Annotated in this window: 26 protein-coding genes; 16 read left to right on the forward strand and 10 right to left on the reverse strand. The window is 34.8% G+C overall.

Annotated features, from left to right (window positions below):
- Nucleotides 1-98 precede the first annotated feature (98 nt).
- From OH814_RS13685 to OH814_RS13705, 5 genes are all read left to right on the forward strand, one after another.
- Nucleotides 99-1,433: a trigger factor gene (locus tag OH814_RS13685; protein WP_076561036.1), complete on the forward strand. Its 1,335-nt coding sequence runs from the start codon at nucleotides 99-101 to the stop codon at nucleotides 1,431-1,433.
- A 532-nt stretch (nucleotides 1,434-1,965) separates the two neighbouring features.
- Nucleotides 1,966-2,145 carry a hypothetical protein gene (locus OH814_RS13690; protein WP_308828534.1) on the forward strand — a complete coding sequence of 60 codons (180 nt, stop codon included), beginning with the start codon at nucleotides 1,966-1,968 and terminating at the stop codon, nucleotides 2,143-2,145.
- A gap of 50 nt (nucleotides 2,146-2,195) precedes the next feature.
- The gene (locus tag OH814_RS13695) at nucleotides 2,196-2,939 is read left to right on the forward strand and encodes a DUF6261 family protein (protein WP_308828535.1); all 744 of its coding nucleotides are present in this window, start codon (nucleotides 2,196-2,198) and stop codon (nucleotides 2,937-2,939) included.
- A gap of 338 nt (nucleotides 2,940-3,277) precedes the next feature.
- A complete protein-coding gene (locus OH814_RS13700; RefSeq protein ID WP_076561038.1) occupies nucleotides 3,278-3,958 on the forward strand; it encodes a hypothetical protein in 681 nt (226 codons plus the stop codon).
- A gap of 148 nt (nucleotides 3,959-4,106) precedes the next feature.
- Nucleotides 4,107-6,959, forward strand: a complete 2,853-nt coding sequence (locus OH814_RS13705) for an insulinase family protein (RefSeq protein WP_308828536.1) — start codon at nucleotides 4,107-4,109, stop codon at nucleotides 6,957-6,959.
- Between the two features lie 241 nt (nucleotides 6,960-7,200).
- On the opposite strand, the gene OH814_RS13710 is transcribed toward OH814_RS13705, so the two are convergent.
- Both OH814_RS13710 and OH814_RS13715 read right to left on the reverse strand, forming a co-directional pair.
- Nucleotides 7,201-7,785, reverse strand: coding sequence for a DUF3109 family protein (locus tag OH814_RS13710; RefSeq protein ID WP_308828537.1), 585 nt, complete (start codon nucleotides 7,783-7,785; stop codon nucleotides 7,201-7,203).
- Nucleotides 7,786-7,795: 10 nt separating this feature from the next.
- A complete protein-coding gene (locus OH814_RS13715; RefSeq protein WP_308828538.1) occupies nucleotides 7,796-8,701 on the reverse strand; it encodes a DUF6427 family protein in 906 nt (301 codons plus the stop codon).
- Nucleotides 8,702-8,743: 42 nt separating this feature from the next.
- Between OH814_RS13715 and OH814_RS13720 the strand changes: the two genes are divergently transcribed.
- Entirely contained in the window at nucleotides 8,744-8,977 is a 234-nt protein-coding gene (locus OH814_RS13720) for a hypothetical protein (protein WP_076561042.1), read from the forward strand.
- Between the two features lie 68 nt (nucleotides 8,978-9,045).
- Here OH814_RS13720 and OH814_RS13725 read toward each other — a convergent pair whose 3' ends face one another.
- The 5 genes from OH814_RS13725 to OH814_RS13745 form a co-directional block, all read right to left on the reverse strand.
- On the reverse strand, nucleotides 9,046-9,483 hold the full coding sequence (locus OH814_RS13725) for a universal stress protein (RefSeq protein ID WP_115949949.1): 438 nt from the start codon (nucleotides 9,481-9,483) through the stop codon (nucleotides 9,046-9,048).
- Nucleotides 9,484-9,549: 66 nt separating this feature from the next.
- On the reverse strand, nucleotides 9,550-10,155 hold the full coding sequence (locus OH814_RS13730) for a fumarylacetoacetate hydrolase family protein (RefSeq protein ID WP_308828539.1): 606 nt from the start codon (nucleotides 10,153-10,155) through the stop codon (nucleotides 9,550-9,552).
- A gap of 352 nt (nucleotides 10,156-10,507) precedes the next feature.
- A complete protein-coding gene (locus OH814_RS13735; protein ID WP_308828540.1) occupies nucleotides 10,508-10,906 on the reverse strand; it encodes a putative signal transducing protein in 399 nt (132 codons plus the stop codon).
- Between the two features lie 125 nt (nucleotides 10,907-11,031).
- The gene (locus OH814_RS13740; protein ID WP_308828541.1) at nucleotides 11,032-11,796 is read right to left on the reverse strand and encodes a 3'-5' exonuclease; all 765 of its coding nucleotides are present in this window, start codon (nucleotides 11,794-11,796) and stop codon (nucleotides 11,032-11,034) included.
- 62 nt (nucleotides 11,797-11,858) lie between these two features.
- Nucleotides 11,859-12,572: a CDP-alcohol phosphatidyltransferase family protein gene (locus OH814_RS13745; protein WP_308828542.1), complete on the reverse strand. Its 714-nt coding sequence runs from the start codon at nucleotides 12,570-12,572 to the stop codon at nucleotides 11,859-11,861.
- A 212-nt stretch (nucleotides 12,573-12,784) separates the two neighbouring features.
- Between OH814_RS13745 and OH814_RS13750 the strand changes: the two genes are divergently transcribed.
- The 9 genes from OH814_RS13750 (at nucleotide 12,785) to OH814_RS13790 (ending at nucleotide 23,769) form a co-directional block, all read left to right on the forward strand.
- Nucleotides 12,785-14,713 carry a sulfatase-like hydrolase/transferase gene (locus OH814_RS13750; RefSeq protein WP_308828543.1) on the forward strand — a complete coding sequence of 643 codons (1,929 nt, stop codon included), beginning with the start codon at nucleotides 12,785-12,787 and terminating at the stop codon, nucleotides 14,711-14,713.
- Nucleotides 14,714-14,858: 145 nt separating this feature from the next.
- Complete coding sequence (locus tag OH814_RS13755; protein ID WP_076561049.1) at nucleotides 14,859-15,278, forward strand: DUF2147 domain-containing protein; 420 nt, start codon at nucleotides 14,859-14,861, stop codon at nucleotides 15,276-15,278.
- A gap of 109 nt (nucleotides 15,279-15,387) precedes the next feature.
- On the forward strand, nucleotides 15,388-16,368 hold the full coding sequence (locus OH814_RS13760; RefSeq protein ID WP_115621302.1) for a pyruvate dehydrogenase complex E1 component subunit beta: 981 nt from the start codon (nucleotides 15,388-15,390) through the stop codon (nucleotides 16,366-16,368).
- Nucleotides 16,369-16,491: 123 nt separating this feature from the next.
- On the forward strand, nucleotides 16,492-18,483 hold the full coding sequence (locus OH814_RS13765; RefSeq protein ID WP_308828544.1) for a KUP/HAK/KT family potassium transporter: 1,992 nt from the start codon (nucleotides 16,492-16,494) through the stop codon (nucleotides 18,481-18,483).
- 76 nt (nucleotides 18,484-18,559) lie between these two features.
- The gene (locus OH814_RS13770; protein WP_047399628.1) at nucleotides 18,560-19,033 is read left to right on the forward strand and encodes a Fur family transcriptional regulator; all 474 of its coding nucleotides are present in this window, start codon (nucleotides 18,560-18,562) and stop codon (nucleotides 19,031-19,033) included.
- Between the two features lie 3 nt (nucleotides 19,034-19,036).
- Nucleotides 19,037-20,779 (forward strand): OstA-like protein, encoded by a 1,743-nt coding sequence (locus OH814_RS13775; RefSeq protein ID WP_076561052.1) that lies wholly within the window; start codon nucleotides 19,037-19,039, stop codon nucleotides 20,777-20,779.
- A gap of 353 nt (nucleotides 20,780-21,132) precedes the next feature.
- Nucleotides 21,133-22,311 (forward strand): aspartate aminotransferase family protein, encoded by a 1,179-nt coding sequence (locus OH814_RS13780; protein WP_308828605.1) that lies wholly within the window; start codon nucleotides 21,133-21,135, stop codon nucleotides 22,309-22,311.
- Nucleotides 22,312-22,497: 186 nt separating this feature from the next.
- The gene (locus OH814_RS13785) at nucleotides 22,498-22,884 is read left to right on the forward strand and encodes an START-like domain-containing protein (RefSeq protein ID WP_076561053.1); all 387 of its coding nucleotides are present in this window, start codon (nucleotides 22,498-22,500) and stop codon (nucleotides 22,882-22,884) included.
- Between the two features lie 75 nt (nucleotides 22,885-22,959).
- Nucleotides 22,960-23,769, forward strand: a complete 810-nt coding sequence (locus OH814_RS13790) for an aminotransferase class IV (RefSeq protein WP_308828545.1) — start codon at nucleotides 22,960-22,962, stop codon at nucleotides 23,767-23,769.
- Between the two features lie 79 nt (nucleotides 23,770-23,848).
- On the opposite strand, the gene OH814_RS13795 is transcribed toward OH814_RS13790, so the two are convergent.
- Complete coding sequence (locus OH814_RS13795; RefSeq protein WP_308828546.1) at nucleotides 23,849-24,430, reverse strand: N-acetylmuramoyl-L-alanine amidase; 582 nt, start codon at nucleotides 24,428-24,430, stop codon at nucleotides 23,849-23,851.
- Between the two features lie 108 nt (nucleotides 24,431-24,538).
- Complete coding sequence (locus tag OH814_RS13800) at nucleotides 24,539-25,087, reverse strand: YqgE/AlgH family protein (RefSeq protein ID WP_076561056.1); 549 nt, start codon at nucleotides 25,085-25,087, stop codon at nucleotides 24,539-24,541.
- 24 nt (nucleotides 25,088-25,111) lie between these two features.
- On the opposite strand from OH814_RS13800, the gene pdxH reads away from it, so the two are divergent.
- Nucleotides 25,112-25,753: a pyridoxamine 5'-phosphate oxidase gene (gene pdxH / locus OH814_RS13805; RefSeq protein ID WP_308828547.1), complete on the forward strand. Its 642-nt coding sequence runs from the start codon at nucleotides 25,112-25,114 to the stop codon at nucleotides 25,751-25,753.
- An 83-nt stretch (nucleotides 25,754-25,836) separates the two neighbouring features.
- Here pdxH and OH814_RS13810 read toward each other — a convergent pair whose 3' ends face one another.
- Complete coding sequence (locus tag OH814_RS13810; RefSeq protein ID WP_076561058.1) at nucleotides 25,837-26,148, reverse strand: HU family DNA-binding protein; 312 nt, start codon at nucleotides 26,146-26,148, stop codon at nucleotides 25,837-25,839.
- Nucleotides 26,149-26,282 lie beyond the last annotated feature (134 nt).

Below are 26,282 nucleotides of genomic sequence, written 5' to 3' on the forward strand. Positions count from 1 at the left end.
TTCGGTAATGTCTTTTTTATTTTAACGTATTATAACAAAAGGAATGTCTTGTTTTAATAAAAAATTCATATTTTTGCAACCTAAAATTTTAATCAATAATGAAGGTTACCGCAAAAAACCATGATGATGTAAGTGCATTGCTTACAGTAACATTGGAGAAATCTGACTACAAAGAAAAAGTAGAAAAGCAATTGATTAATTATGCTAAAAATGCACAAGTTCCTGGTTTCAGAAAAGGGAAAGTGCCTTTGAGTATGGTTAGAAAGCAATATGAAGCAGGGATTGCATTCGAAGAAATCAACAAACAAGTTTCTGATGCTTTAAATAACTATATCAACGAAAACAAACTAAGATTAGTTGGTCAGCCGGTTCCACAGCCTGTGAATGATTTTAATCATAATGCAGAGCAGTTGGAAGTAGCTTTCGAAGTAGGTTACGAGCCTGAGTTTACTATTGATTTGGCTAAATATGAAGCGCCTCACTACAAAGTTTCGGCTTCTGAAAAAGAAATCAACAAGAGCATAGAAAATATGCAGAAGCGTTTTGCTGAGCAGGTTCCTCAAGATAAGATCACTAAAGATTCTTACATCAACTTCGAGATTACTCAGGTTGTAGAAGAAGGTGCAGAAGGAGAGCACAATCACGCACCAAAAATGGCTACCATTACAGCTGAAAACAAAGCAGCTTTCAAGTTGCTTAAAGGTTTGAAAATGGATGAGTCTGTAAAAGTTTCTAAAGAAACTCTTGCTGCTGACGAAGATTTGGCTAAAGAATTAGGTTTCGCTAAAGAAGAAGTTGAGCATTTACACCACGCTGAAGTTGAGGTAAAAGTAAAAGATTTCTATAGCTTAAACTTGGCAGAACTTAATCAGGAGTTATTTGATAAAGTTTACGGTGAAGGAAACATCAAAACTGAAGAAGAGCTTAAAGATAAAGTAAAAGCTGAATTGGATGAGTACTTCCAGCAAAATGCAGACGTACACTTTGTAAATAAAGTGTTGGAGCAGGTTTCTGAAAAAGAAGAAGTAAAACTTCCTGAGTCTTTCCTGACGAAGTGGTTGATCTTCTCTAACCAGAACATCCAGTCTGAAGAGCAGGCGCAGGCAATTCTTGAAGCTGAGAAAACTCAATTGAAATATCAAATTATCGAAGGTAAATTGATGTCAGACAACAATATTCAATTAGATTATGCTGATGTTTTGGCTCAGGCTGAGCAATTGGTAAAAAATCAATTGGCAATCTACGGAATTCACCACTTAGGTGATGAAGAAGTTCAAAAATATGCTGCTGAAATGTTGAAAGACCAAGAGCAGGTAAGACAAATTTCTTCTGAAGTAGCAATGGCTAAATTGAAAGACGTTATCCTTGAAAAAGCAACTAAAAAGGAAACTGAAATCTCTCACGACGAGTTTTTAGAAGAATTGAAGAAATAATTTATTCTGATATAAATATTTGAAAACCTCCAAGAAATTGGAGGTTTTTTGGTTTGTAACCTAACTGAGAGTAATATATAAATAATATATTTTTCACTATTTACTGTTTTGTTAATACAATATCTTTAGTTTCCGTAATCGACCACTTTACCCTGTGCATTGGTTTTATAAAGCTATCCTCTGCCTTTTCCAGTTCGGGAAGAAGCTTTGCTTTATGCTTACTTTCATCAAGAGAAATTCTTTTCGAGGTAAGCTGAAATTTTGAGCTGTCATTAATAAAAGACTGGCCTCGGGAAATTGATCCGTTCTACAGGAGTAAGCTGTGATAGCCACTATAAGAATCAGACACAGCCTGAGCAATAGATTTTTTTCACAAACTAAATGTGATTTTTAAAGCGGTAATATACTTTTTCATAGAATAACAACAAGGAGATAAATAAGAAATATTTTTTCATCTGCCTATTAAAAAATTCTTTACATTTGATTTAAGATTTAAGAATAAAATTCAATCCTACACAACACAAAAAAATGAATGAAAAAAACAATCCTCAAAAACAGGGCAGTAATCCTAAAATGCCCCTCCGAAAGGCTCCTGCACCCTAGTAAGAAACTTTCGGCAACTCTTGAAACCTTCTTTCACCCCTGCGACAGACTTGCGGGAACCCACGAAAAGGCAAAACACCCTAGTAAGAAGCTTTCGGGAAATCTTTAAAAATATTTTCAAAATATCATTGAATCAATAACTTAATAAAACACAAAACAATGAACGCAATTGATTTATTTAAACTTCGTAATGCAGAATACCTGCAATACGTAAAAGACTATCTGGCGATCCTTAATCTGAATAATCCACAACAGTTGGAGATTGAAGCCAAGCTTACCGATCTCACAGCCAGAACCACAGAGCTGGAAACCCTTTACAAAAAAGCACTGGCAAGCGAAAAAACACAGGAACTATTGGCTCTGGATGAAAGAAGAGATGATGCCGTGAACGGTATTTATTATTTTCTTTTGGGCAACACCTATCATTTTGAAACCGACAGACAGCAAAAGGCAGAGTTGCTTCTTGGCAATATGGCGCTCTATGGAAGTGGTATTTCCAGGCTCAATTATCAGGCAGAGACCGCCACCATCAGTAATCTTCTCCGTGATTGGGAAAACAAGCCGGAGCTTGCAGATGCCATCATCTTATTTGATCTTTCATCATGGGTAAATGAAATGAAAGCTGCCAATGAAGAATTCAATACTCAATACCTTTTGCGTACGCAGGAATACGGCGATGCTAATCCGGACACCATTAAAAGCAAAAGAGAAGAGACCAATCTTGCGTACTATGCGCTTAGAAACAGGGTAGATGCATTGCATCTTTTGGTAGAAACACCACCCTCACCGTACGCCACCGTGATCAATCAGCTGAATGCATTGACGGATCAGTATAATGTATTGTTGGTTAACAGAAAACCTGGCTCTGCAGATCCGGCTAACCCCGAAGGTTTGACTAAATAATAATACCTTAATAGCCTTTTCAAGGCTCCTTATCAAAATGAAAACCTCCAAGAAATTGGAGGTTTTTTGGTTTCAAAAAGAAGAGATCTGGATTTTACTTTTTTTAAATTAATCGACTCGAAAGTTAGAGTTACAAGTACATCAATGTCAGAAATTTTTGCCAATAAAGTTAATGTTGATATAAAGTCTGTAGTTTATTAAAGAATTTAATCTGCAGGTTATTTCATTTTTATGCAATATGATTATCTTTATGCCTTTAATTTAATAATGAAATCATATTATGCTTTTACGAGAAGTATATAGGTTTCACAAGCTTTTAAACAAATAAATATTTTAATATGAAAAAGATCATCATTCCGTTTTTCTGTGCGGTACTATTTACCACTACTGTGAATGCGCAGACGGCAACGGTAGAAACAACGTCAGCGGTAAAATCTAAACTTTCTCCTCAACAGGTTATTGATAATTACCTGAACGGGCTTGGCGGGAAAAGTAAACTTGAATCTGTAAAAACAACAATTACAGAAAATACAATGTCTATTCAGGGAATGGAAATTGCGATGAATACCAAAAAAATGGGTAACAAATTCAAATCTGTACAGTCGGTAATGGGTCAGGAAGTTACTCAGATGTTTGATGGCGAAAAAGGATACGTTAACCAGATGGGTACAAAAAGTGATTTGCCTGCAACGGCAATTCCTGAATTGAAAAAAGGGAAGACGATTGATGCTTTAGGATATGATGCAGCCAATTTCAGTGGGGTAACCGTAGAAAAATTAGACGGTAAAGATTATAATGTGCTGACTTCAGATAAAGGTAAATTCTATTTTGATACGACGACAGGTCTTTTGTATAAATCGAACTCGCCGGTGGGTGATGCGCTAATTAAATCTTACATCACCGTAGACGGAATCAAATTTCCGGGAGATATTGAAGCTGAAGGAAACGGGCAGAAGGTAGTTATAAAAACATCAAAAGTTACCATTAATTCTGGTGTTACTGACGCAGATTTTAAATAATTATTATCAATTATATATTGGAAGCCGGCTTTTGCCGGTTTTTTTGTTTTTAAACTTTAACGCAAGTTTAACTAAATAGTTAGTGATTAAATTTCCTCAGTATGGGATTAAATGTTATTTTTATCTCAGATAAAATAAATCAAATTGTATGAAAAAAAATCTATCGTCCATAATTGCGGTCATTTTTATGTCGTCTATGGCTTTTGCACAGAATATTCCTATGGATGCTTCTGTAAGAACAGGTACTCTTCCAAACGGATTGAAGTACTACATTAAAAAGAACACATTACCCGAAAAGAAAGTTGATTTCAGATTGGCCATCAATGCCGGATCTATTCTTGAAGACGAAAACCAGAGAGGTCTCGCTCACTTTATGGAGCATATGAACTTCAACGGTACCAAAAATTTTCCAGACAATAAATTGGTAGACTTCCTACAGTCGATCGGGGTGAAATTTGGTCAGCACCTTAACGCTTACACAAGTTTTGACGAAACCGTTTACATGCTTCCTGTTCCGTTAGATAAACCAGGTAATCTAGATTCCGGTTTGAAAGTAATGGAAGACTGGGCTTTTAACGCAACATTGACCGATGAGCAGATCAACAAAGAAAGAGGTGTTGTTTTAGAAGAATTAAGATTAGGCTTAGGTGCAGATAAAAGGATGTCTGATAAATATTTGCCAAAATTATTACACAAATCCCAATACGCCAACAGATTACCAATCGGTACCAAAGAGGTGCTTCAGAATTTTAAGCCTGAAGTAATCAGACAATTTCACAAAGACTGGTACAGACCAGATTTGATGGCATTGGTGGTAGTGGGAGACATTAATGTAGATGAGGTAGAAAAGAAAATTAAAGAAAATTTCAGCAAATACAAAAACCCTTCTAAACCGAGAGAAAGAAAATCTTTTGATCTTCCGAATCACACAGAAACTTTGGTGGCGATAGAAACCGATCCGGATGCTACCAATTCTATGGTTCAGTTTATCATGAAGGATGAAGGCTCTTACACACCGGATGTTACCGTTGAGCAATACAATCAAAGCTTAATCGAAAATCTTGCAACTCAGATGCTTAATAACAGATTGAGAGAATTGGTAAATTCAAACAATCCTCCGTTTACGTTCGGATCTGTTTATCACGGCGGAACGTATGCAAGAACTAAGGAAGCTTTCCAGGGATTTGCGTTGGTAAAAGAGGGCAATCAGATAAACGCTTTGAAAGTACTTTTAGAAGAAACTGAAAGAGCAAAAAGATTTGGCTTCACACAAAGTGAGCTCGACAGAGCAAAATCTCAGGTGATGTCTAATATGGAAAGCTCGTACAACAACCGCGACAAAACGGAAAGCGACGTTTTGGTAGACGAATATGTAAGAAACTTCCTGGAGCAGGAACCAATGCCGGGAATTGCATGGGAATTTGAAGATGTGAAAAACTTCTTGCCGTCGGTAACATTGGCTCAGACCAATAATGTGATCAAGAAAATGGTAAAAGAAGACAGCAGAGTAATCATCATTACCGGTCCTAAAAAAGACAATGTAAAGATGCCTACAGAAGCTATGGTTCTAAAGACATTTGAAGATGTAAAAATGGCTGACCTTAAACCTTATGAAGAAAAGGCGACCATTAAAAATCTGGTAAAACCATTTAAATCTGATGGGAAAATTGCTAAAACTGAAACCGATGCAAAATTGGGCACCACAACATGGACGCTAAGCAACGGTGCAAAAGTAACGTTCAAAAAAACAGACTTTAAAGATGATGAAATTGTTTTCTCAGCAAGAAGTTTAGGTGGAAACTCATTATTGAGCGACGCAGATTACAATAAAACTCAGTTTGCTTACCAGGCATTAACGGAAGCAGGAGTAAACGGCGCATCTAAAGCCGAACTTACCAATTATCTGGCAGGAAAACAAGTAAGCGTAAATCCTTACATCAGCAGCACTTTGGAAGGAATATCAGGTAGAACCAATCAAAAAGATCTTGGTACGGCTATGGAGCTTCTTTATGCCTATTTTACAGGCTTAAATTACAATCCGGAAGCGTTCAATGCTTATATTGTAAAGCAGTCTGCCATGTTGGATAATATTCTGTCTAATCCCCAGACGTATTTTGCAAGTGAACATGCTAAGTTTACGAATCAGAAAAATCCGAGATTTATCGGCATTCTTCCATTGGCAAAAGACTGGGCAGCGACTGATTACAAAAAAGCATACGATGTTTATAAAGAGAAATTTGCCAATGCCGGAAATTTCCATTTCTATTTCGTAGGAAATATTGATGAAGCTACATTTAAAAATGAAGTTTTACAGTATGTCGCAAGTTTACCGACGACCGGAAAAACAACCAAATTCAAAGATACCGGATACAGATCGATAACAGGAGATCATACCAAAGTGTACAAAAAAGGTAAAGATCCGAAGAGTCTTGTGCAGATCGTTTATTCTGGTGAAACTACTTATAATGAGAAAGAAGCTTTAGCACTTGCGGCTTTAGGTGAAGTGGCTACCATCAAGGTAATTGAAAAACTGAGAGAGGACGAAAGCGGAATCTACGGCGGTGGAGCAAGAGGATATATGGGGAAAGTACCTTATAATAACTACAGCTTTAGCTTAAGCTTCCCTTGCGGACCTGAAAATGCAGATAAACTGACGAAAAGTGCAATTGCAGAAATTCAGAAACTGATCGATAAAGGCCCTGAGCAAAAAGATCTTGATAAGTACAAAGAAGGAGAGATCAATGATTACAAAACAGACATCAAAGACAATTCTTACTGGATGAATGCTATTTCTAAAAATCAATTAGACGGAAGCGATAAGTATGACATCTTAAATTATCAGGAAAAAGTAAAGGCATTGACTGTGAAAGATCTGCAGGATGTTGCTAAAAAATACCTGACAAAAAACAGAGTAGTTGCTACTTTAATGCCTGAAGACGGGTGGGAAAGTGCTCCTAAGAAAGAAACTTCTGCAGCAGTAAAAGCCAGCGCAGTAAAATAATCTTAGTCGATTACATATAATGAAAACCACCGCAGAAACTTTTCTGCGGTGGTTTTTTTTATTGAATTATTGATGCGTTTCAATGAATTGTATTGAATCAATAGGATTGCATCCTATTCTTTGTTAAGCCGTCCCTTCAGGACTTCCAATCACTGAAAATATTGTAATTATAACAAAATCATTTATTTTTCAACTATCAACTATCAACTATCAACTATCAACTATCAACTATCAACCGAAATTATTTCCCATACTCTTTCTTCCACTCTTCGGCAACATCGCTTAAAGTAGCGTAAAAATCTTCACCGTATTTTCTGGTAAGAGGGGTTTTCAGAAATTTGTATACCGGAACCTGAAGTTCTTTTCCCAAAGTGCACGCATCGTTGCAAATAGGCCACTCATGATAGTTTAAAGCAGAAAATGTAGAATATTCTGTAACTCTTATAGGATATAAATGACATGAGATTGGCTTTTGCCAGTCAATAGCACCATCTTCGTAGGCCTTTTCGATACCGCATTTGGTAATTCCTCGATCATCAAAAGTTACATAGGCGCATTCTGCGTCTTCAATCATTGGGGTCACATACATTCCGTCCATAGGATCGGTTGTCCATGTTCCTTGCTCGTCTAATGCTTTAATTCCTGCTTCTGTAAGATAAGGCCTTATCTTATCATAAATATTATCTAAAATCACAAGCTCGTCTTTATCTAAAGGCGCTCCTACATCACCTTCTACACAACATGCACCTTTACATTTGGTAAGGTTACAAACAAATTCTTCAGAAAAAATATCTTCAGAAATTAATTTATCGTCTATTTGAATCATAATCTTTTTTTTAAAATAAATTGAAATGCGTACCTGCCTTAAAAGCAACTAAGCTTATAATAGTTAACCATAAACTCGCTTCCTGCATCCAGTATTTGGGTAAAAACTTCATCATGCGGCTTAAAATAATCGTTGACGGAAAAGCCAGAAGCAATAAATATTCATAGGTCTTATCCATATAAAGAATGATGGTTATAAGCTGTGCTAACGAAAAAACGAGCAAGAAAGTATATTTGTATCTACTTACCGGGCTTTTCTTGTTGTAATGTGTAAAGTGATCATAAATTGCATAGATCAGCATCAAAGCAATTGGAATCAGCGAAAAGAGGTCTAAGTAATCAGTTACCATTTTCATTTTTCCGAAAGGAATATAATCTGTATTCCATGAGTTGAACTGAAAGAAAAACATTACCGAGAAATAGCTTAGCGCAATCATAATAATTCCCAATAGAAATCTGAAAATATTTAAGCCAATTCTTTCTGAAGTAACAATTAGGTGAATCAGTACAAAAATCATCATCGGCCAAGTGGTTGGCAGAAATATAAAGTTTAACGCAACAATAGAACCTACCAAAACATATGACTTCTTTCTGAGGTCTTCATTAGTACTTGTTAAAAGTAGCAAGAGGAAAGAATTGGTAAGAATGGCAACGGCAATTCCAAGGTCGATACTGCCGTCATAAAGTCCAAAAATAAAAAATGTGTAGAGAAATAATGGCAAATGAGTATGATAATTGAGATCTATTGCATTAAAACAGAAATATCCCAGTGCAATTCCAATAAAAGTAATTCCGGCAATAATGCCCTCATAAGTATTGAAATTCAGTATGTTAAATAATATTACAATTAAAAGAAGAAAACCAATATACACAGGAATTGAAAAAATATTGCTTTCTTTTGAAAGTAATCTAAACATTTTTTATAAATTTGTGCAAAGTTAATTTAAAAAAGGAAAATAATGACGTCTTTCTTTCTATTCTTGAGTGATGCATTCAAATGGGCATTTGGTTTCTACGATATTTTCGGAAACGTATTAAACTGGATTCTGTTCGCAGTATGCTGTGTACTATTCACATATTGGTGCTACGTTTTGGTAGTAAATCTTGGAAACAACAAAGACAAAGAGTATTATTCTCCGACAGAAGGGAAAAACCCTTACTACGATCCTGCGATCTATAAAAAAGAAGGTTAATTAATTGGTTATATAGAAAAAGACCGGTCAAAATTTTTGATCGGTCTTTTTTATTTTTTCAGCTGAAATTATTCGTGAATGGGAAGAACCAATACCGGAATTTTTGAACTTTTAGTTAATCCTTTGGTTAAACTTCCTACAAAAACATCGTAAATGCCACTTCTTCCGTGAGAACCCATTACAATGTAACTGGCGTTTTTAAGGTCAGAATATTCCAGGATAATATCTTTTGCGATGCCCTGCTTCAAAATATGCTCGCATTCTACACCATGAGCAAGAACTTTTTGGTTAATCTTATTGAGAAGTACCAATTCTTCTCTGATCTCATTTTCTTCTACTTCCGGAAAATACTGATATCCCATATCTCCGATGGCAAAACCAATATCTGTTGGCGCAACATGTATGAGGCAAATCTTTCCGTTTACTTCTTTGGCAAATTTTACGGCACCGTCAACAAGCTGATCTGTTTTCTCTCCAAAATCTACAGGTAAAATAATATTAATCATAAGTTTGAATTTGTAATTTTAGTCTTTTAAAGATATGAAAAAAACAGACCAACTCAAATGATAATGTTACATAATTCTTAGATCCAAGACTTTTTCATTTTCAAGATATGCTTCCAATACATCATTTTCAGATACTTTTCCTACACCTTCCGGAGTTCCTGTAAAAATCAAATCACCCACTCTTAATGTGAAATACTGCGATACAAAAGCAATAATATCATCAATACTGAAGATCATGTCTTTTGAGTTTCCTTTTTGTACTTCTTCTTTATTTTTTAGAAGAGAAAAATTCAGAGATTCCAGATTATAATTTTCTTTTTTAAAGAAATTCCCTACGACCGCAGAGCCGTCAAAACCTTTTGCCAGTTCCCAAGGAAGACCTTTAGATTTCAGATCACTCTGAAGATCTCTTGCTGTGAAATCTATTCCCAAGCCAATCTCATCATAATGTTTGTTAGCGGCTTCTTTCTGAATATATTTTCCGCCTTTTGAGATTTTTACCACTACTTCAAGTTCGTAGTGTACATCATTCGAGAATTCGGGGATGTAAAAATCATTGCCTTTCAGAACTGCGGTGTCTGGTTTCATAAAGATCACGGGTTTATCGGGAATAGTATTTCCCAATTCTTTTGCGTGCTCGCTGTAGTTTCTTCCTATGCAGATTATTTTCATAATTTATTTATTTTTCATTGCGATGAGTGAAGCGAAGAAGGAATCTCAGAATCACTCATCTTTTTATTTATTACTCATGTTTTTTAGAAGCTTTTTCCCGCTTTTCGCTGTATCTTTTGTTACGCTGTGCTGCACAAAAGGATGTCGCTGCAATCGGGGCTAATAAAAATTGTTGTGTTTAAAAACCACCCCCTCAAAAATTTCTTTGAAATTTTCGCCCCGCTTCCTTTGCAGGGGAGTTTTAAGTGTCATTTCAAAGTGTGTCATTACGAGAAGTGAAACGACGAAGTGATCTCAAAATTTATCCTCAATAATTTAAACTTCCATCACCTATCTTCAAACTTCCAACTTCCTAATGCGTAAAGACATTTTCACAATAGTAACAAACATATCTGTCGCTTGAAAGCAAAGAAATTCCGAAGAAACTTGTCGAGCTGTCGTCTTTATAGATGTGATTTGAACCACATTTTGGACAGACAAAATCAAATTTCGGATCTTCAACAGTATGTTCAACTTCTAAAGAAAATCTGTTGTTTTCGTGATAATCAGCTAATATTTTTTCGGCATTTTCAAAATCATCTTCAAAAACCTGTAACTGAATTCCGCCAACAGCCTGTGAAAGCAACCAATCAGATTGTATCAATTGTTCGTTTGCAATAAAACTGTTGATGTTGCTCTCGGCAAGAATCTGCTTGTCGCGATTGGCTTCAAGTGCAGTTTCGTAAAATTTAAACTTAACTAAGTTGCTCATCCTTTTTAATTTTTTATAACTCAATTTTCATACCTTATAGAAAATTAAGATATTTTTATCACATAAGAGACAAAGGTTTATAAAATAAATTAAAGTCTTTGGTCTCTTTTGCGGATAGAAAAAAATTAAAACTTACTTGAAAGCTGAATTTTAGTGAAAACTTTTTTCGTGTACAAAGGGAAATCGGCATTTTGAAGCCATCCGAAATATCCCAAATCTTTTTGGAAAACTTCTTTTACAACCTGACCTTTGTATTTTCCGAAAGCAAAAATTTCCTGATCTTTTGCGTTGTAATGAATCATTCCTGCTAAATCTGCAAATCTGTTCTGAGTAGAAAACTCACTGAGTTCAGCAACTTCTTTAGGAAGATCATCATATTTTCCAACTTGCGCATCCAAAACTTCAAACGTTGCCAAAACATCAGCTTCCGCAGAATGGGCATTTTCTAAAGTTTTGCCACAGTAAAATTGATAAGCAGCACCTAAGTTTCTGGGCTCTTTTTTGTGGAAAATTGTTTGTGCATCCACTAATTTGAATTTGTTTAAATCAAAATCAAATTCGGCACGAAGTAATTCTTCTGCCAATAATGGAACATCGAAACGATTAGAATTAAAACCTCCCAAATCGGCTCCTGAAATCATTTCAACAATTTTCGGAGCAATTTCTTTGAAAGTCGGAGAATCTTTAATGTCTTCATCATAAATTCCGTGGATTTCACTTGACGAAACAGGAATCGGCATTTCAGGGTTTACTCTCCATGTTTTGCTTTCTCTTGAAGAATCAGGATTTACTTTTAAGATACAGATTTCAACAATTCGGTCTTTGCCTACGTTGGTTCCAGTCGTTTCAAGATCAAAAACACAAAGAGGTTTGTATAGTTTTAAGTTCATTTTTTTTTAAGTTATGAGTTGTAAGTAATGAATTATGAGTTCTAATAACTCATAATTTATAACTATTTAAGTTGTTTTTGAAAGATAATCGAAATAAAAATATAATAAAGAATTACCATCGGAATTCCGACAATCTTAAATATCGCTAAAATAAGAATGGAGCCAATTAACAAAGCTAATTTAGAATAGTTGTCCTGCAACTTCATCGATTTGAATTTCATGGCGATCATTTTAACTGGACCGATAAGAATCCAAGAAGAAACAACCGTGAAAATTAATAAATATAATTCGTTTTCAAGAAGAAAACTAAAGCTTTGAGTTTCTTTGAAGGCATATAATAAACCAAAAACCAAAATCGTATTGGATGGCGTATTTAAACCTTTAAAATAATATTTCTGTTCTTCATCCAGATTAAAAATAGCCAATCTTAAACATGAAAAAAGCGTAATGAGAAATCCGAAATATTTAATTTCAAAAGGAAGTTGTAATCCGAAAAGTTCATTTCCGAATGGTTCCAACATTTTAAACATCGCCAATCCCGGAATAAAACCGAAACTTACCATGTCTGCCAAAGAATCAAGCTGGGTTCCCAAATTGGAATTGGCTTTTAAAGCTCTTGCCACAAAACCATCGAAAAAATCTAAAACCAAAGACAAAATAATGCAGATTGCCGTTGTTTGGTAATCACCTAAAATCAAATGTACAGCACCAATACAGCCCGAAAAAAGGTTGCCCAGCGTAATGGCGTTCGCCAGATTGTTCTTAATGAAATTCATAGCAGCAAAATTACATTTTTTAAAAATTTTAACCTTAATTAATATCAACTAAAAATTACAATCCTGTGAAATCGCTCTAACTGACAGTAAAATATGAAGCCATATAATTGACGATTACATATGACCAATAAAAAAATAAATATCTACATATGAATTTAACGTAATTTTGCAACCGATAAATAATTGACTTTTAAAAACATTACTATTTAAAAATGAAATTTTTCAAAGAATTCAGAAAAGAAGAAATCCTCGTTCTATGCTACAGAATTTTCTTGGCTTTTGTTTTTTATCAGATTGCGAGACTTTTGTTTTGGTTTTTCAATAAAGATTTAATAAAAGTAGACAGCGTAGCAGATTATCTGAGTTTGGCTTATCACGGGACAGCATTTGATCTTACAGCAATTTTATATGTGAATGCTCTGTTTATTTTGTTAAGTTTAATTCCGCTTGTAATCAATACAAAAAGCGGGTATCAGAAACTCCTAATCTGGCTGTATTTTATCACCAACGGAATTGCGTATGCCATGAATTTTGGTGATTTTATTTATTATAAATTTTCTCAGGCAAGGCTTACTTCTGCAGCATTTCAGGTAGCAAAGCACGAGACCAATATTTTTAAAGTATTTACTGTCTCTATCACAGAACATCCTTTTGTGATTCTTTGGTTTGTATTTTTAATGGCTGCATGGGTTTTTCTGTATCAAAGATTTAAGATTAATTATAAAAAACCGGTAAAACTTATTCCTTATTTTATTTGGTCTGTGGTGACTTTGTGTATTTCTGCGGTATTAATTGTTGGCGGAATCAGAGGTGATTTTAAACACAGCACAAGACCCATTAACTTAGTGGATGCGAATAAATTTGTGAAAAATCCGCTTCAGGGAAATTTGGTTCTAAACTCTACTTTTTCGTTTTTCAGAACAATGGGATCTAATAATTTTAAAGAAGTTCATTTTGTCGACCAGAAATTTATTGATGAAAATATCAACACCTATAAAACGTACGACAGACAGGTTCAGGATAAACCAAACATTGTGATTTTTATTGTGGAATCTTTTGGTAGAGAATATTCAGGAGCTTTTAATAAAGATAAAAATATTAAAGATTACGTTTCTTACACGCCATTTATTGACAGCTTGGCGAATGAAAGTCTGATTTTCCCGAATACTTTTGCCAACGGTAGACAATCTATTCACGGGATGAGCAGTATTTTGGCGGGAATTCCGAGTTTGATGGATGCATTTACGAGTTCGCCTTATTCTAATCAGAAAATTCAGTCGATTGTTTCGGTTTGTAATGATTTAGGATATGATACTTCATTTTATCACGGAGCTCCGAATGGTTCGATGGGATTCTTAGGTTTTGGAAATATTCTCGGTTTTAAACATTATTACGGAAAAGACGAATATAATCATAATGAAGATTTTGATGGAATGTGGGCAATCTGGGACGAGCCGTTTTTGCAGTACTTTGCTAAAAATGTAGGGAAATCAAAGCCTTTTATGGCGACAGTTTTTACGGCTTCATCGCATCATCCTTTTAAAATTCCTGAAAAATATAATGGGAAATTTAAAAAAGGTAATATTGAAATGCATGAACCAATGCAGTATACCGATTATTCGATTAAAGAATATTTTGAAACTGCTAAAAAGCAACCTTGGTTTAATAACACCATTTTTGTGTTTACAGGAGATCATACCAATCAGGTTTATTATTCCGAATACGAAAAAGCGATGAACCGTTTTGCAGTTCCTTTGATTTTCTATTCTCCAAATCCGGCTTATCAGTTGAAAGGGGTGAATAATGAATTGGCGCAGCAAATCGATATTTATCCTACGTTGGCAGATTTAATTGGATATAATAAAAAAATAAGAAGTTGGGGGAGAAGTTTGGTAAGTGAGAAAAAATATCAGCCTTTGATTGTAAATTCAGACGGAAGCTCGGAGCAGTTTATTTATGGAAATTATATTTACAGATTCGACGGTAAAAATATCATCGGTATTTATGATAAAAATGATTTAGGTTTTGAAAATAACCTGAACGATAAAATAAAATCTCCAGAAACCGAAAAAGGAAAACAAATTGCTAAAGCCTGGTATCAGGATTATATGAGCCGCGTTATTAATAGAAAACTGAATTGATTTTTTGATTGTTTAATTTCAAAAAGCAGTATTCCTGTTGTTATATATGCAAAGGATAATAAAAATGTTTGTGTGTTTAAAATTTATGTCTATTTTTAACTAATTAAGAATTTAGGTATCTTATAAATAAATTAAACTCTATAATATGAAAAAATTATTAGCAACATTTGTACTTTCACTATTCAGTGTGATGTCATTTGCACAAATCGAAGGAAAATGGAAAACAATAGATGATGAAACAAAGCAGGCAAAATCTATCGTTGAGATTTACAAAAAATCTGACGGAAAATATTACGGAAAAGTTTCTCAGTTATTAATAAAACCAACAAATCCTAACTGTACAGGCTGTAAAGACGACAGAAAAGGAAAACCAATTTTGGGATTGGAAATTATTCGTGGTTTAGAAAAAGACGGTGATGAATTTACAGACGGAACAATTACAGATCCAAAAACAGGTAAAACTTACAAATGCACCATTACAAAAAGCGGTGATAAGCTGAATGTAAGAGGGTATATGGGAGTTTCTCTCTTAGGAAGAACGCAGGTTTGGCAAAAAGTAAACTAAACAGTTTAAAATAATATTAAATATAAGACAACTCAGCAATGTGTTGTCTTTTTTGTTATGTAAATAATAAAAAAACACTATTTTTGTACTCTAAATTTTTCAAATAAATATGGCAGAATATACTTTTCGTGAAGTGATTGCGCAGGCAATGAGTGAGGAAATGCGTAAAGACGAATCCATTTTTCTAATGGGAGAAGAGGTTGCAGAATATAATGGTGCATACAAAGCTTCTAAAGGAATGTTGGATGAGTTTGGTGCTAAGCGCGTAATCGATACACCTATCGCAGAACTTGGTTTTACAGGAATCGCTGTGGGCGCTGCAATGAATGGTAACAGACCAATTGTAGAATATATGACATTCAACTTTGCGCTTGTTGGTATCGATCAGATTATCAATAATGCTGCAAAAATTCGTCAGATGAGTGGTGGTCAGTGGAACTGTCCGATTGTTTTCCGTGGTCCTACAGCTTCTGCAGGTCAGTTGGGAGCAACGCATTCTCAGGCTTTTGAAAACTGGTTCGCAAACGTTCCGGGTCTTAAAGTAGTCGTTCCTTCAAACCCTTATGATGCGAAAGGATTATTAAAAACTGCAATTCAGGATAATGATCCGGTAATTTTCATGGAATCTGAACAGATGTACGGAGACAAAATGGAAATTCCTGAAGAAGAATATTACTTACCAATAGGGAAAGCTGATATCAAAAGAGAAGGTACTGATGTTACTTTGGTTTCTTTCGGGAAAATCATGAAATTAGCTCTTCAGGCAGCTGAAGATATGGCTAAAGAAGGTATTTCTGTTGAGGTTATCGATCTAAGAACGGTTCGTCCTTTAGATTTCGATACTGTTTTAGCTTCAGTAAAGAAAACAAACAGATTGGTGATTTTAGAAGAAGCTTGGCCGTTTGGTTCTGTATCTTCAGAGATTACTTATATGGTACAGCAGAAAGCATTTGATTATCTGGATGCGCCAATCAAGAGAATTACTACTCCTGATGCTCCGGCTCCTTATTCAGCAGCTTTATTCGCAGAATGGTTCCCGAAACTTGAGAAAGTAAAAGAGGAAATCAAAAAAGCGATGTACGTTAAATAATTATGATACGATTATAGAAAAAAACTTCCGAAAGGAAGTTTTTTCATTTATACAATGCATGACTATTTTAGTTGAGGGTCATAAATTTAGTATACATTTGCGCTTTCAAAATAATTAGCTGACATGGCAGAAGTTACAGAAGGAGGTCATCATATAGACCTTAAAAAGCTTTCATTTGTAGGAGTTATTGTTTCTCTGGGGATTGTTTTCGGAGACATCGGTACATCACCGCTTTACGTAATGAAAGCAATTGTCAATGCAAGGAAAGATGGCTCAACGATGCCTTTCGACACTTATATTGAAGGTGCACTTTCGTGTATTATCTGGACTTTGACACTTCAGACGACTTTAAAATATGTGATTATCGCTCTTAAAGCAGATAACCGTGGTGAAGGTGGGATTTTAGCTTTATATTCTTTAGTTAAAAAACTGAAAAAGAAGTGGCTCTATGTCGTCGCCATCATCGGAGCATCCACTTTGGTCGCCGATAGTGTGATTACACCTTCTCTTACAGTAATGTCTGCGATTGAAGGACTAAAAATCTACAATCCTGATACGCCGGTTGTTTTCATTACACTTTTTATTCTCTTTATCGTTTTCGTCGTACAGCAATTCGGAACCGCTTCCATTGGGAAATTCTTCGGACCGATTATGGTGACGTGGTTTTTGGTTTTGGGAGGTTTCGGATCAATGCATATTTTTGATCATATCGAAATTTTAAAAGCATTCAACCCCGTATATGCTTATAACCTGATTACCCATTCGCCAAGTGCGATTGTAATTATGGGTGCTGTGTTTTTATGTACAACCGGAGCTGAAGCTTTATATTCGGATCTTGGGCATTGTGGAGCAAAAAATATCCGTGTAAGCTGGATTTTTGTTAAATTAATGCTGATTTTGAATTATTTAGGACAGGGTGCTTGGTTATTAGATAATTACCAGCAAGTTTTCACGGGTGTCAATCCTTTCTTTGGAATCATGCCTGAATGGGCGGTCTTACCGGGAGTGATTTTGGCAACTTTAGCGGCAATTATTGCGAGTCAGGCTGTAATAACAGGTTCGTTTACGATGTTTTCGGAAGCAATGTCAATTTCATTCTGGCCTAATCAACATATCGAATATCCTTCGGGAGTAAAAGGACAAATGTATATCCCAAGAATCAATTGGGGATTGATGTTTTTCTGTTTTATTGTTGTTGTTTTCTTCCAGAAATCAGAGCACATGGAAGCAGCGTATGGTTTAACGATAACCATAACAATGCTGATGACCACTATCTTATTAACGTATTGGTTAAGCCGGACGAGACTTAATAAAGTGTTCCTTTTTGGCTTTGTTGCCATTTATCTTTTCCTGGAATCGGGTTTCTTCTATGCTAATGTGATTAAATTCTTCGATGGCGGTTGGCTTACGGTAGTTTTGGGTGGTTTTATTGCAGTTTGTATGTATGCATGGTACAACGGAAGGCTATTAAAATCGAACTTTACAAGCTATGTGAAAATTGATAAATACGTCTCTATAATTAAAGATATGAAGCTCGATGAGACAATACCAAAATATTGTACCAATCTTGCCTATCTTAGCCGTGCAAAGCGTAATGATGAAATAGAATCGAAAATTATTTATTCGATTATCAAAAAACAGCCGAAAAGAGCAGATCATTATTTTATTTTGAGCATAGTCAATCAGGAAGATCCTTATACTTTCAAATACAGTGTTGATGAGATTTTGCCGGGAACAATCTATAAAATCAATTTCCTTTTAGGATTTAAAGTTGATCGCAGAATCAATGATTATTTTAATATGGTTCTGAAAGATCTTATGGCAGACGGTACAATTCCATCGCGAAGCAGTCATCCTTCTTTAAGGGCTCACAATATTCCGCCAGATTTGAAGTATGTGATCATAGATAACACCTATATTAACGATATTCTATTAACGGTAAAACAAAAAATAACGTTAAATATTTATAATTTTGTTAAATATATAGGGAGTGATGACTTCAAATCTTGGGGGGTTACTTCACACAACGTTGTCGTAGAATCGGCGCCACTAACGGAAGAAACCATCTCAAGCAGTAAGATTCAACAGTCGGAATACCGAAGATCAAATTTTTAATACTTGCATTACAGAGCTTAAATACATGATATTGATTTAAATAAAAATCGATAAATTTGTAGTAATAAATTTTTTAATGGATACTTTACAAAAAGAAAAAAATATAGCTTTAATAAAAGACGTTTTACGAAATTATTTACTTGAAAAAGGCTTTCGTAATACGCCTGAACGATACACGATTCTGGAGGAGATCTATAATATGGATCATCACTTCAATGTAGATGATCTGTATCTTCTGATGATGCAGAAGAAATATCATGTTTCTAAAGCTACGATTTACAACACTATCGAGATTTTCCTTGATGCAGGCTTGATTCGTAAACATCAGTTTGGTGAAAAAACGTTGACTTCATCTTCGTATGAGAAATCTTATTTTGATAAGCAACATGATCATTTGGTGATTTACAAAAAAGATTCAGATAAAGAGATTGAAGAAATTATCGAATTCTGCGACCCTAGAATTCAAGGAATTAAGGAAGCTATAGAAGGAGCTTTCGGCGTAAAAATTGATTCTCATTCGCTGTATTTTTATGGCACTAAGAATGATTAATCAATGAGACTGATTCTTTTTCTATTCTTATTTATTTCTTCGTTTGCTCTTGCTCAGGTTGCCCCAAAACCTGTGCAACGAGATCCTTATTTACAAAATCCTGTCAAAAATCAGCCTCCAAAAAATCAACCCGGGAATAAGGTAAAGATTATTCACGCTGATGAAATTAATAAAGACACCAAATATGATGGCAATCGTTATCTTACAGGAAACGTTGTCATAGAGCATCAAGGGTCTATTCTTTCTGCCGATGAAGTGGTGATGTATGATGCAGAAAACTTTGTAAAAGCGATAGGCAATACAAAACTTCAGAACAGCGATGGATCTGTAATTACATCCGGGGAAATGGAATACGACGGAAATACCCAAAAAGGTGTCGGTAGAAAAAATGTAGTGCTTACAGATCCTAAAGGAACAGTCATCAAGACCGACATTATGTATTATGACAGAGTCTCTAATCAGGCTTATTTTAATACGGGAGGTACTATCAATGATGGCAAAAGCACAACGTATACAAAATCGGCAACCTATTTTTTGACAACCCGAGTGATTGATCTTACCGGAAGAGTGAAAATTGTAGATAAAGATTATACTTTAGAAGGAGATAATGTGGTTCAGAACCAAAATACAAACATTGTCACCATCAACGGTTATACTACAATTACCAACAATAAGAATCCAAAGAACAGAATCATTACCGAGAAAGGAACTCATAATATGAATACCAAAGAGTCTTTTCTTACGAAAAACTCCAGGATTTATTACAATGATAAAATTCTTACGGGAGATGAGATGTATTACAATCAGCTCACCGGATTTGGAAAAGCTACAGGAAATGTAACGCTGGATGATCCTCTAGAGAAAAGATATGTGAAAGGTGGTTATGGTGAAATTTTCGAAAAGAAAGATTCAGCAATGATGACCAAGGAGCCTTATGCTGTTAAGATTTTTGAGAAAGATTCACTTTATTTTGCATCAGAAAAAATTCTGACTTATCAGAAGCCTGATACCGCAGATATTACCAAGAAGAAAAGTTACTTGAGAGCTTTCAAAAAAGCCAGAATTTACAAATCAAATGCGCAGGGAAGAGCAGATTCTATCGCTTACAACGAGACAGATGGAATTATGCACATGTATACGGATCCAATTTTATGGAGTGGCGAAAAACAGGTTACAGGTGATAAAGTGGAAGCTTATTTTAACACAGAAACCGAAAATATCGATTCTTTAAAAGTGATAGGAAATGGTTTTGCGATTGCGAAAGTAGATTCTTTAAATCTTCTGGATGAATTTCATCAGGTAAAAGGAAAGTTGATGACGGTGTATTATGAAGGACCGGATATCAAAGAAATTAAAGTAATCGGAAATGCCGAAGCAATAACATATGCCGATGAATTTAATAAGAAAACAAAGGTTAACGACAGAATAGGCGTTACCGTTTCATTGTGTGGGATTATCGGTGCGTTGTTTGATCAGCGTCAGGTGCAGATTATTTCCTGCAGTATTGGTGCGGCTGCAAAGACGTATCCGATGAGCCAGATTTCGCCTGAGCAGAAAAAGTTTGAAGATTTCAACTGGAATACCAAAGACCGAATACGGAAATGGCAGGATATTCTCGTCGACTCACCAAATTATGAAGAGATAAAATACGAACCCAACGATGCGCTTTACAATAAAGTACAGGAAGTTGCAGAGAAAGAAAAGGCTAAAGAAGAAGCTAAAAAACCTAAAAGGGTAAGAAAATAAATAATATAAAAGACCAGTTTTTGAAGCTGGTCTTTTTCTTTTGTAAATATTTGCTTGTTTTGGAGAGCCTTGTTAAAGTTTAAAACCTTGAAAATGGTTAATCTTCTACTTAGTTATGAATTCATACGTATAAACTTATAAAATGATGCGTATGAGTTATCCAATTCATGCGCATGGTTTACCAAACTTATGCGCATCAATAAAAACCTGCTAATATGCAGATCTTCAAAATGTTTGGATTTTTTTTAATATTTTCCCTGTTTTCTTTTTCGTTTGGCTTTATTATTAGAGTTTAAATTTCTGCATCTGATGAATGTTTTTTAGCTTTGCCTAAAATTTTTCATACAATGGAAATGCAAAACGATTTTTTTAAATATCAGGCTCAAACGACGCAATTTGCAGCAGGTTTTGAAGTAGAAAAAGCAGAAGGAAGCTATATTTTTGGAAAAGACGGAAGAAAATATCTCGATTTTGTAGCAGGGGTTTCTGCAAATACTTTGGGGCATTCGCACCCGAAAATAGTTAATGCTATTAAAGAGCAGGCTGATAAATATCTTCATGTGATGGTGTATGGCGAATATGCTCAGGAAAAGCCTGTAGAATTGTGCCGATTATTAGCTGAAGCAACTCCTGATCCTTTAGAAATTACTTATTTGGTCAACAGCGGTGCAGAAGCAATCGACGGAAGTTTAAAATTAGCAAAAAGATATACCGGAAGAGAAGAAATTGTCTCTTTCAAAAACTCTTATCATGGCAATACACACGGTGCATTAAGTGTTTCTGGAAATGAAATCCACAAAAGAGAATTCCGGCCTTTATTGCCGATGGTTTCTTTTATTGAGTTTAATAATGAAAACGATTTCGATAAAATTACAGAAAAAACAGCCTGTGTACTTCTTGAAACCATTCAAGGAGCCGCGGGATTTTTAGTTCCGGATACTGATTATTTAATTAATCTAAAAAAGAGATGCGAAGAAGTAGGTGCGCTTCTTATTTTAGATGAAATTCAACCGGGTTTTGGACGAACAGGAAAACTCTTTTCTTTTGAGCATTTCGGTATCGTTCCCGATATTTTGGTGATGGGAAAAGGAATGGGCGGTGGTGTTCCTGTCGGAGCATTTATGAGTTCTAAAAAAATAATGGAAACGCTTTCTCATTCTCCCAAATTAGGTCATATCACAACTTTTGGCGGAAATCCTCTGATTGCTGCAGCTTCACATGCAACATTAAAGGAAGTTTTAGAAAGCGGGTTAATGAATGAAGTTGATGAAAAAGAAAAGTTATACAGAGAACTTTTGGTTCATCCTAAAATAAAAAACATAAACGGTAAAGGGTTGATGCTTGCTGTAAATCTTGGAACTCCCGAATTTACACTCAATGTTGCCAAGAAATGTATGGAAAAAGGTCTTATTGTTTTCTGGCAGTTGTACCGAAATGAATACCTGAGAATTTCGCCGCCGCTTACTATTTCTAAAGAAGAAATTACAGAAGGATGTAAGATTATTCTTGATGTTTTAAATGAAGAAGAGTAGAAATATCAATCTATAAAACCATACTTTTTCTTGACGTTTTTTGATGTAATTTACTTTTAAAAACCACTATTAAATTTCATTTTGAAGCAATGGAAATATTTCTGATAAAAATCATAAAAATATAGATAGAATTTTGCGTAATAAAAAAATTAATTTATATATTGCGTGACGTTAAAAACAAGTTATATGGCGAAACATAAAGTCCATTACGAATTCCCAATGCACTGTCTTTCAGAGATTTTGTATGAATATTTGGCAACTGCCGAGGGATTGTCTGAATGGTTTGCGGATGAGGTGATAGAGAAAGGCGATGATTTCTTTTTCAGTTGGGGTGGAGGTCCTGCTGAAAAGGCTACTTTAATCAGATATAAGCCTGAAGGTTTCGTACGTTACAGATGGGAAGAAGACGAAGGAACAAAAAATTTCTTCGAAATGACTATTACAATTGATGATATTACAGAAGATCTAGCTTTAAATATTACAGATTTTTGTGAAGAAGGTGATGAGGAAGAAAATGCAATGTACTGGGAAAATCTTATAGAAAACCTTAGAATAAAATTAGGTGCAGCTTAATTCAGCGGTACTGTTTAATGAACAAAACTGATGAACGATTTATCGTTCATTATTTTTTTTTAAAAGAATTAAATTTTGAAAAATACCTATTTTACATCTGACGAACTTGAACTGAAAAACCGTGCATTTCTTTCCGGAGATGCTGTGAAGGTTTCTTTCTTTATCAGAAATTCAAAATTAATCATGGATGAAGAATGCTATTTCTTTTTAATGGCTTCCATGAGAAAAATGAGAATGAATATTCCTCTTAGTTATACGCTGGAGTTTTTTCAGAATCTTTTTAATGCAAAAGTAATCGAAGGCGAAGCAGTTCAAAACGGAATTATCAATTTCCTTGTATTCAGAAATTCAGACGGAGCTATTTTATCTAAATCATCTGTTTCATATTATTTTGAAGTAGATGAGATGGATGATGTTCTTTCTATTCATCAAAGACCTTTAGAATTAGATTTAATTAAGGAGATCAATGTTAATAATAATCTTTTGAGTAACATCAGAGTTCATTGTCCGGAAAATATTTATGGTGGAATTTACGCTCAGGAAAATGATTTGGATGACGTGATTTTATTAAATCCAAACAAGCGTATTGCCCGTTCTACAAGCGGAAATCTTTTGTTCCTAGAAGGAGATTTTATCAAGATACCCAAACAGTCGGAAGGAGCTTATATTTCGCCTTTGCTGGAGAATTTTGTGACCTTTTTACACAAAAATAATCTTGCCGATACACAGGAACATGAAATTATTGCTTTTGAATCTCAGAAAGCGGAAGAAATTCTGTTGATTTCAGATGAAAAAGGAATCTTTTCTGTAAAGAAAATTAGAAATAAAACTTTTGAAAACGCCCGCTTCACCGAATTGGTTGAAAGCTGGAGAAATAGTTTCTAAAATTGACAAACCCGGTAAACAACATTTAAAGTCCTTTACCGGGTTTTATTCTGATTAAGATCAGAAACTGTATTTTTTACTATTGTTCGTTGATGAAATCAGCAAATTTCTGAGCAATTTCTCTTTGCCCGTCGCTGCTGTTCATATATTCTCTTTCTTTTATATTGTTGATGTAGCCTAATTCAACCAACACCGCAGGAGATTTTGAGTTTCTCAGGATATGCAGATTTTCTTCTTTAATGCTGCATTCTCCCAATTTTGCAGATAATTTTTCAGCTAAAGATTTTGATTCTGAAGTTTTCTGAATGAAAATTTCGTGACCGCTTTTATTGGTGTTTGCTTCAGGAGTTCTGTTGATGTGAAGCGAAATGACCATTTCAGGATTTAGCTTGTTGATTTGTTCCGTACGCTCTGTAAGTTTGGTGCTGGTATCCTCGCTTCTTGTTAAAATCACCTCATATGTACCGTCTTTATCACTTGCTTTTTTGATTTGCCGAGCGATATTTAAAACCATATCTTTTTCTGAAACACCATTCATAGTGGCTCCAAAATCATTTCCGCCATGTCCGGCGTCTATTACGATAATCTTTTTGGTTTCGGTTGAGAAAGAAAGCATTGCAGCAGATGCGAACGATACAGCTAGTAATTTTAATGCTTTCATGATTAATTATTTAAGAGTTATCAAAGAACGTGAAAAGTATCTTAAAAATTATACAAGAAAAGCTTAAAACTTTGTTAAATTTTAAATCGCTTCATTGTGAAGTAATGATTAATTTAGGGAAATGTCTTCAGGTGCATTTGCCCACAGAAGAAACTCGCCACCAAGGTTTTGCATAATCGATTTCCATAATGTATGATCATTGGGAAGTGTGTAATCTAGGTTATAAACATCTACAACCGTCCATACTTTTTGCAAAACTTCATTTTCCAGCTGTGAGGCAGACCATCCCGAATATCCTGAAAATATTTTTACATCCTGAATGCTGATTTCATTCTGCAAAACAGCATTTATAATCAGTTCAATATCTTCTGTAAGGTAATATTCATCGTTAATGGCCGTGAAATTTTCAGTTACTTTTTTTCCTTTAATAATAAAAAAAACTTTGTCGTTTTCTACAGGCCCGCCATCATAAACTTCAATATCAAAATCAAAAAAATTCTTGAAACGATTACTCATTTTGCTGTTCTTCTTATTAAGGATCAAGCCAAATGCTCCATCTTCGGTGTGATCTATAATCAGCACGACCGATCTCGAAAAAATATCGCCGGAAATATCAGGTGTGGAAATTAATATTTTACCTTTGTATGAGTAATTCATACTCAAATTTAATAAAAATTATTTATGGAAAACCTCCACGATAAAAGAAAAATCTACGAAAAATCTCAACTTATTGAAACTGAGATTAAAGAGAACCCGATTGAGCAATTCAGAGACTGGTTCTTGGATGCGTCAGAAAATCCTTCGATTTCTGAAGCCAATGCAATGGCGGTTTCTACGTTGGAGGAAGATGGTTGTCCGCGTACAAGAATGGTTTTATTAAAAGAATATACTTACGAAGGTTTTATTTTTTATACCAATTACGATAGTAGAAAAGGGAAAGCGATCGAAAAAACGCACAAAGCCTGTCTTCATTTTTTCTGGCCAGGTTTAGAAAGACAGATTATCATCAAAGCAGATCTTGAAAAAATTGCTGAGAATCTGAGTGACGGTTATTTTCATTCAAGACCGAAAGGAAGTCAGCTAGGTGCAGCTGTTTCACCTCAAAGTCAGGAAATTCCCAACAGAAAATTTTTAGAAGAAAAATTAAAAGTATTAGAACAAGAGTATGAAAATAAAGAAGTTCCAAGACCTGAAAATTGGGGCGGTTATATCGCAAAACCTTACGAAATAGAGTTTTGGCAGGGAAGACCCAACAGGTTGCATGACAGAATTATCTATACATTAGAAGATATCGACTGGAAAATTTCCCGATTGGCGCCATAATTTGATTATTAAAATGTTGCGTCATTAGTTGCAATAAAAAAACCCCATCATATGATGAGGTTTTCTTTTTTATAATCAAAAGATTATTTTTTCTTTTTACCAGCTGCAGGAGCATTTGCTGTAGCAACAGCAGCAGATAAGTCTGCACCTGCTTTAAATTTGGCAACAGTTTTAGCTTCGATGTTAATTGGTTTTTTAGTTGCAGGGTTAATACCTTGTCTAGCCGCTCTTTCAGATACTGAGAAAGTACCGAAACCTACTAGAGACACTTTTCCTTCTTTTGTCTTCAAAGTAGTAGTTACGTTAGAGATAAATGATTCTAATGCAGCTTTTGCAGCAACTTTAGTAATACCTGCGTCTTTTGCGATGGCGTCGATTAATTCAGACTTGTTCATAATTTTTAATATTAAAAGTTAGTTAGTTATAAAAGCAAATTTAAAACAATTTTCAAATTGTGCAAATTTTTTGTAAAAACTTATTGATTTTTTTTACAATTTCTCAAAATCAATTAAAATTTGATAATTCATGT

The sequence above is a fragment of the Chryseobacterium sp. CFS15 genome (genome assembly GCF_031118795.1).
In the GTDB taxonomy this organism is placed as follows: domain Bacteria; phylum Bacteroidota; class Bacteroidia; order Flavobacteriales; family Weeksellaceae; genus Chryseobacterium; species Chryseobacterium indoltheticum.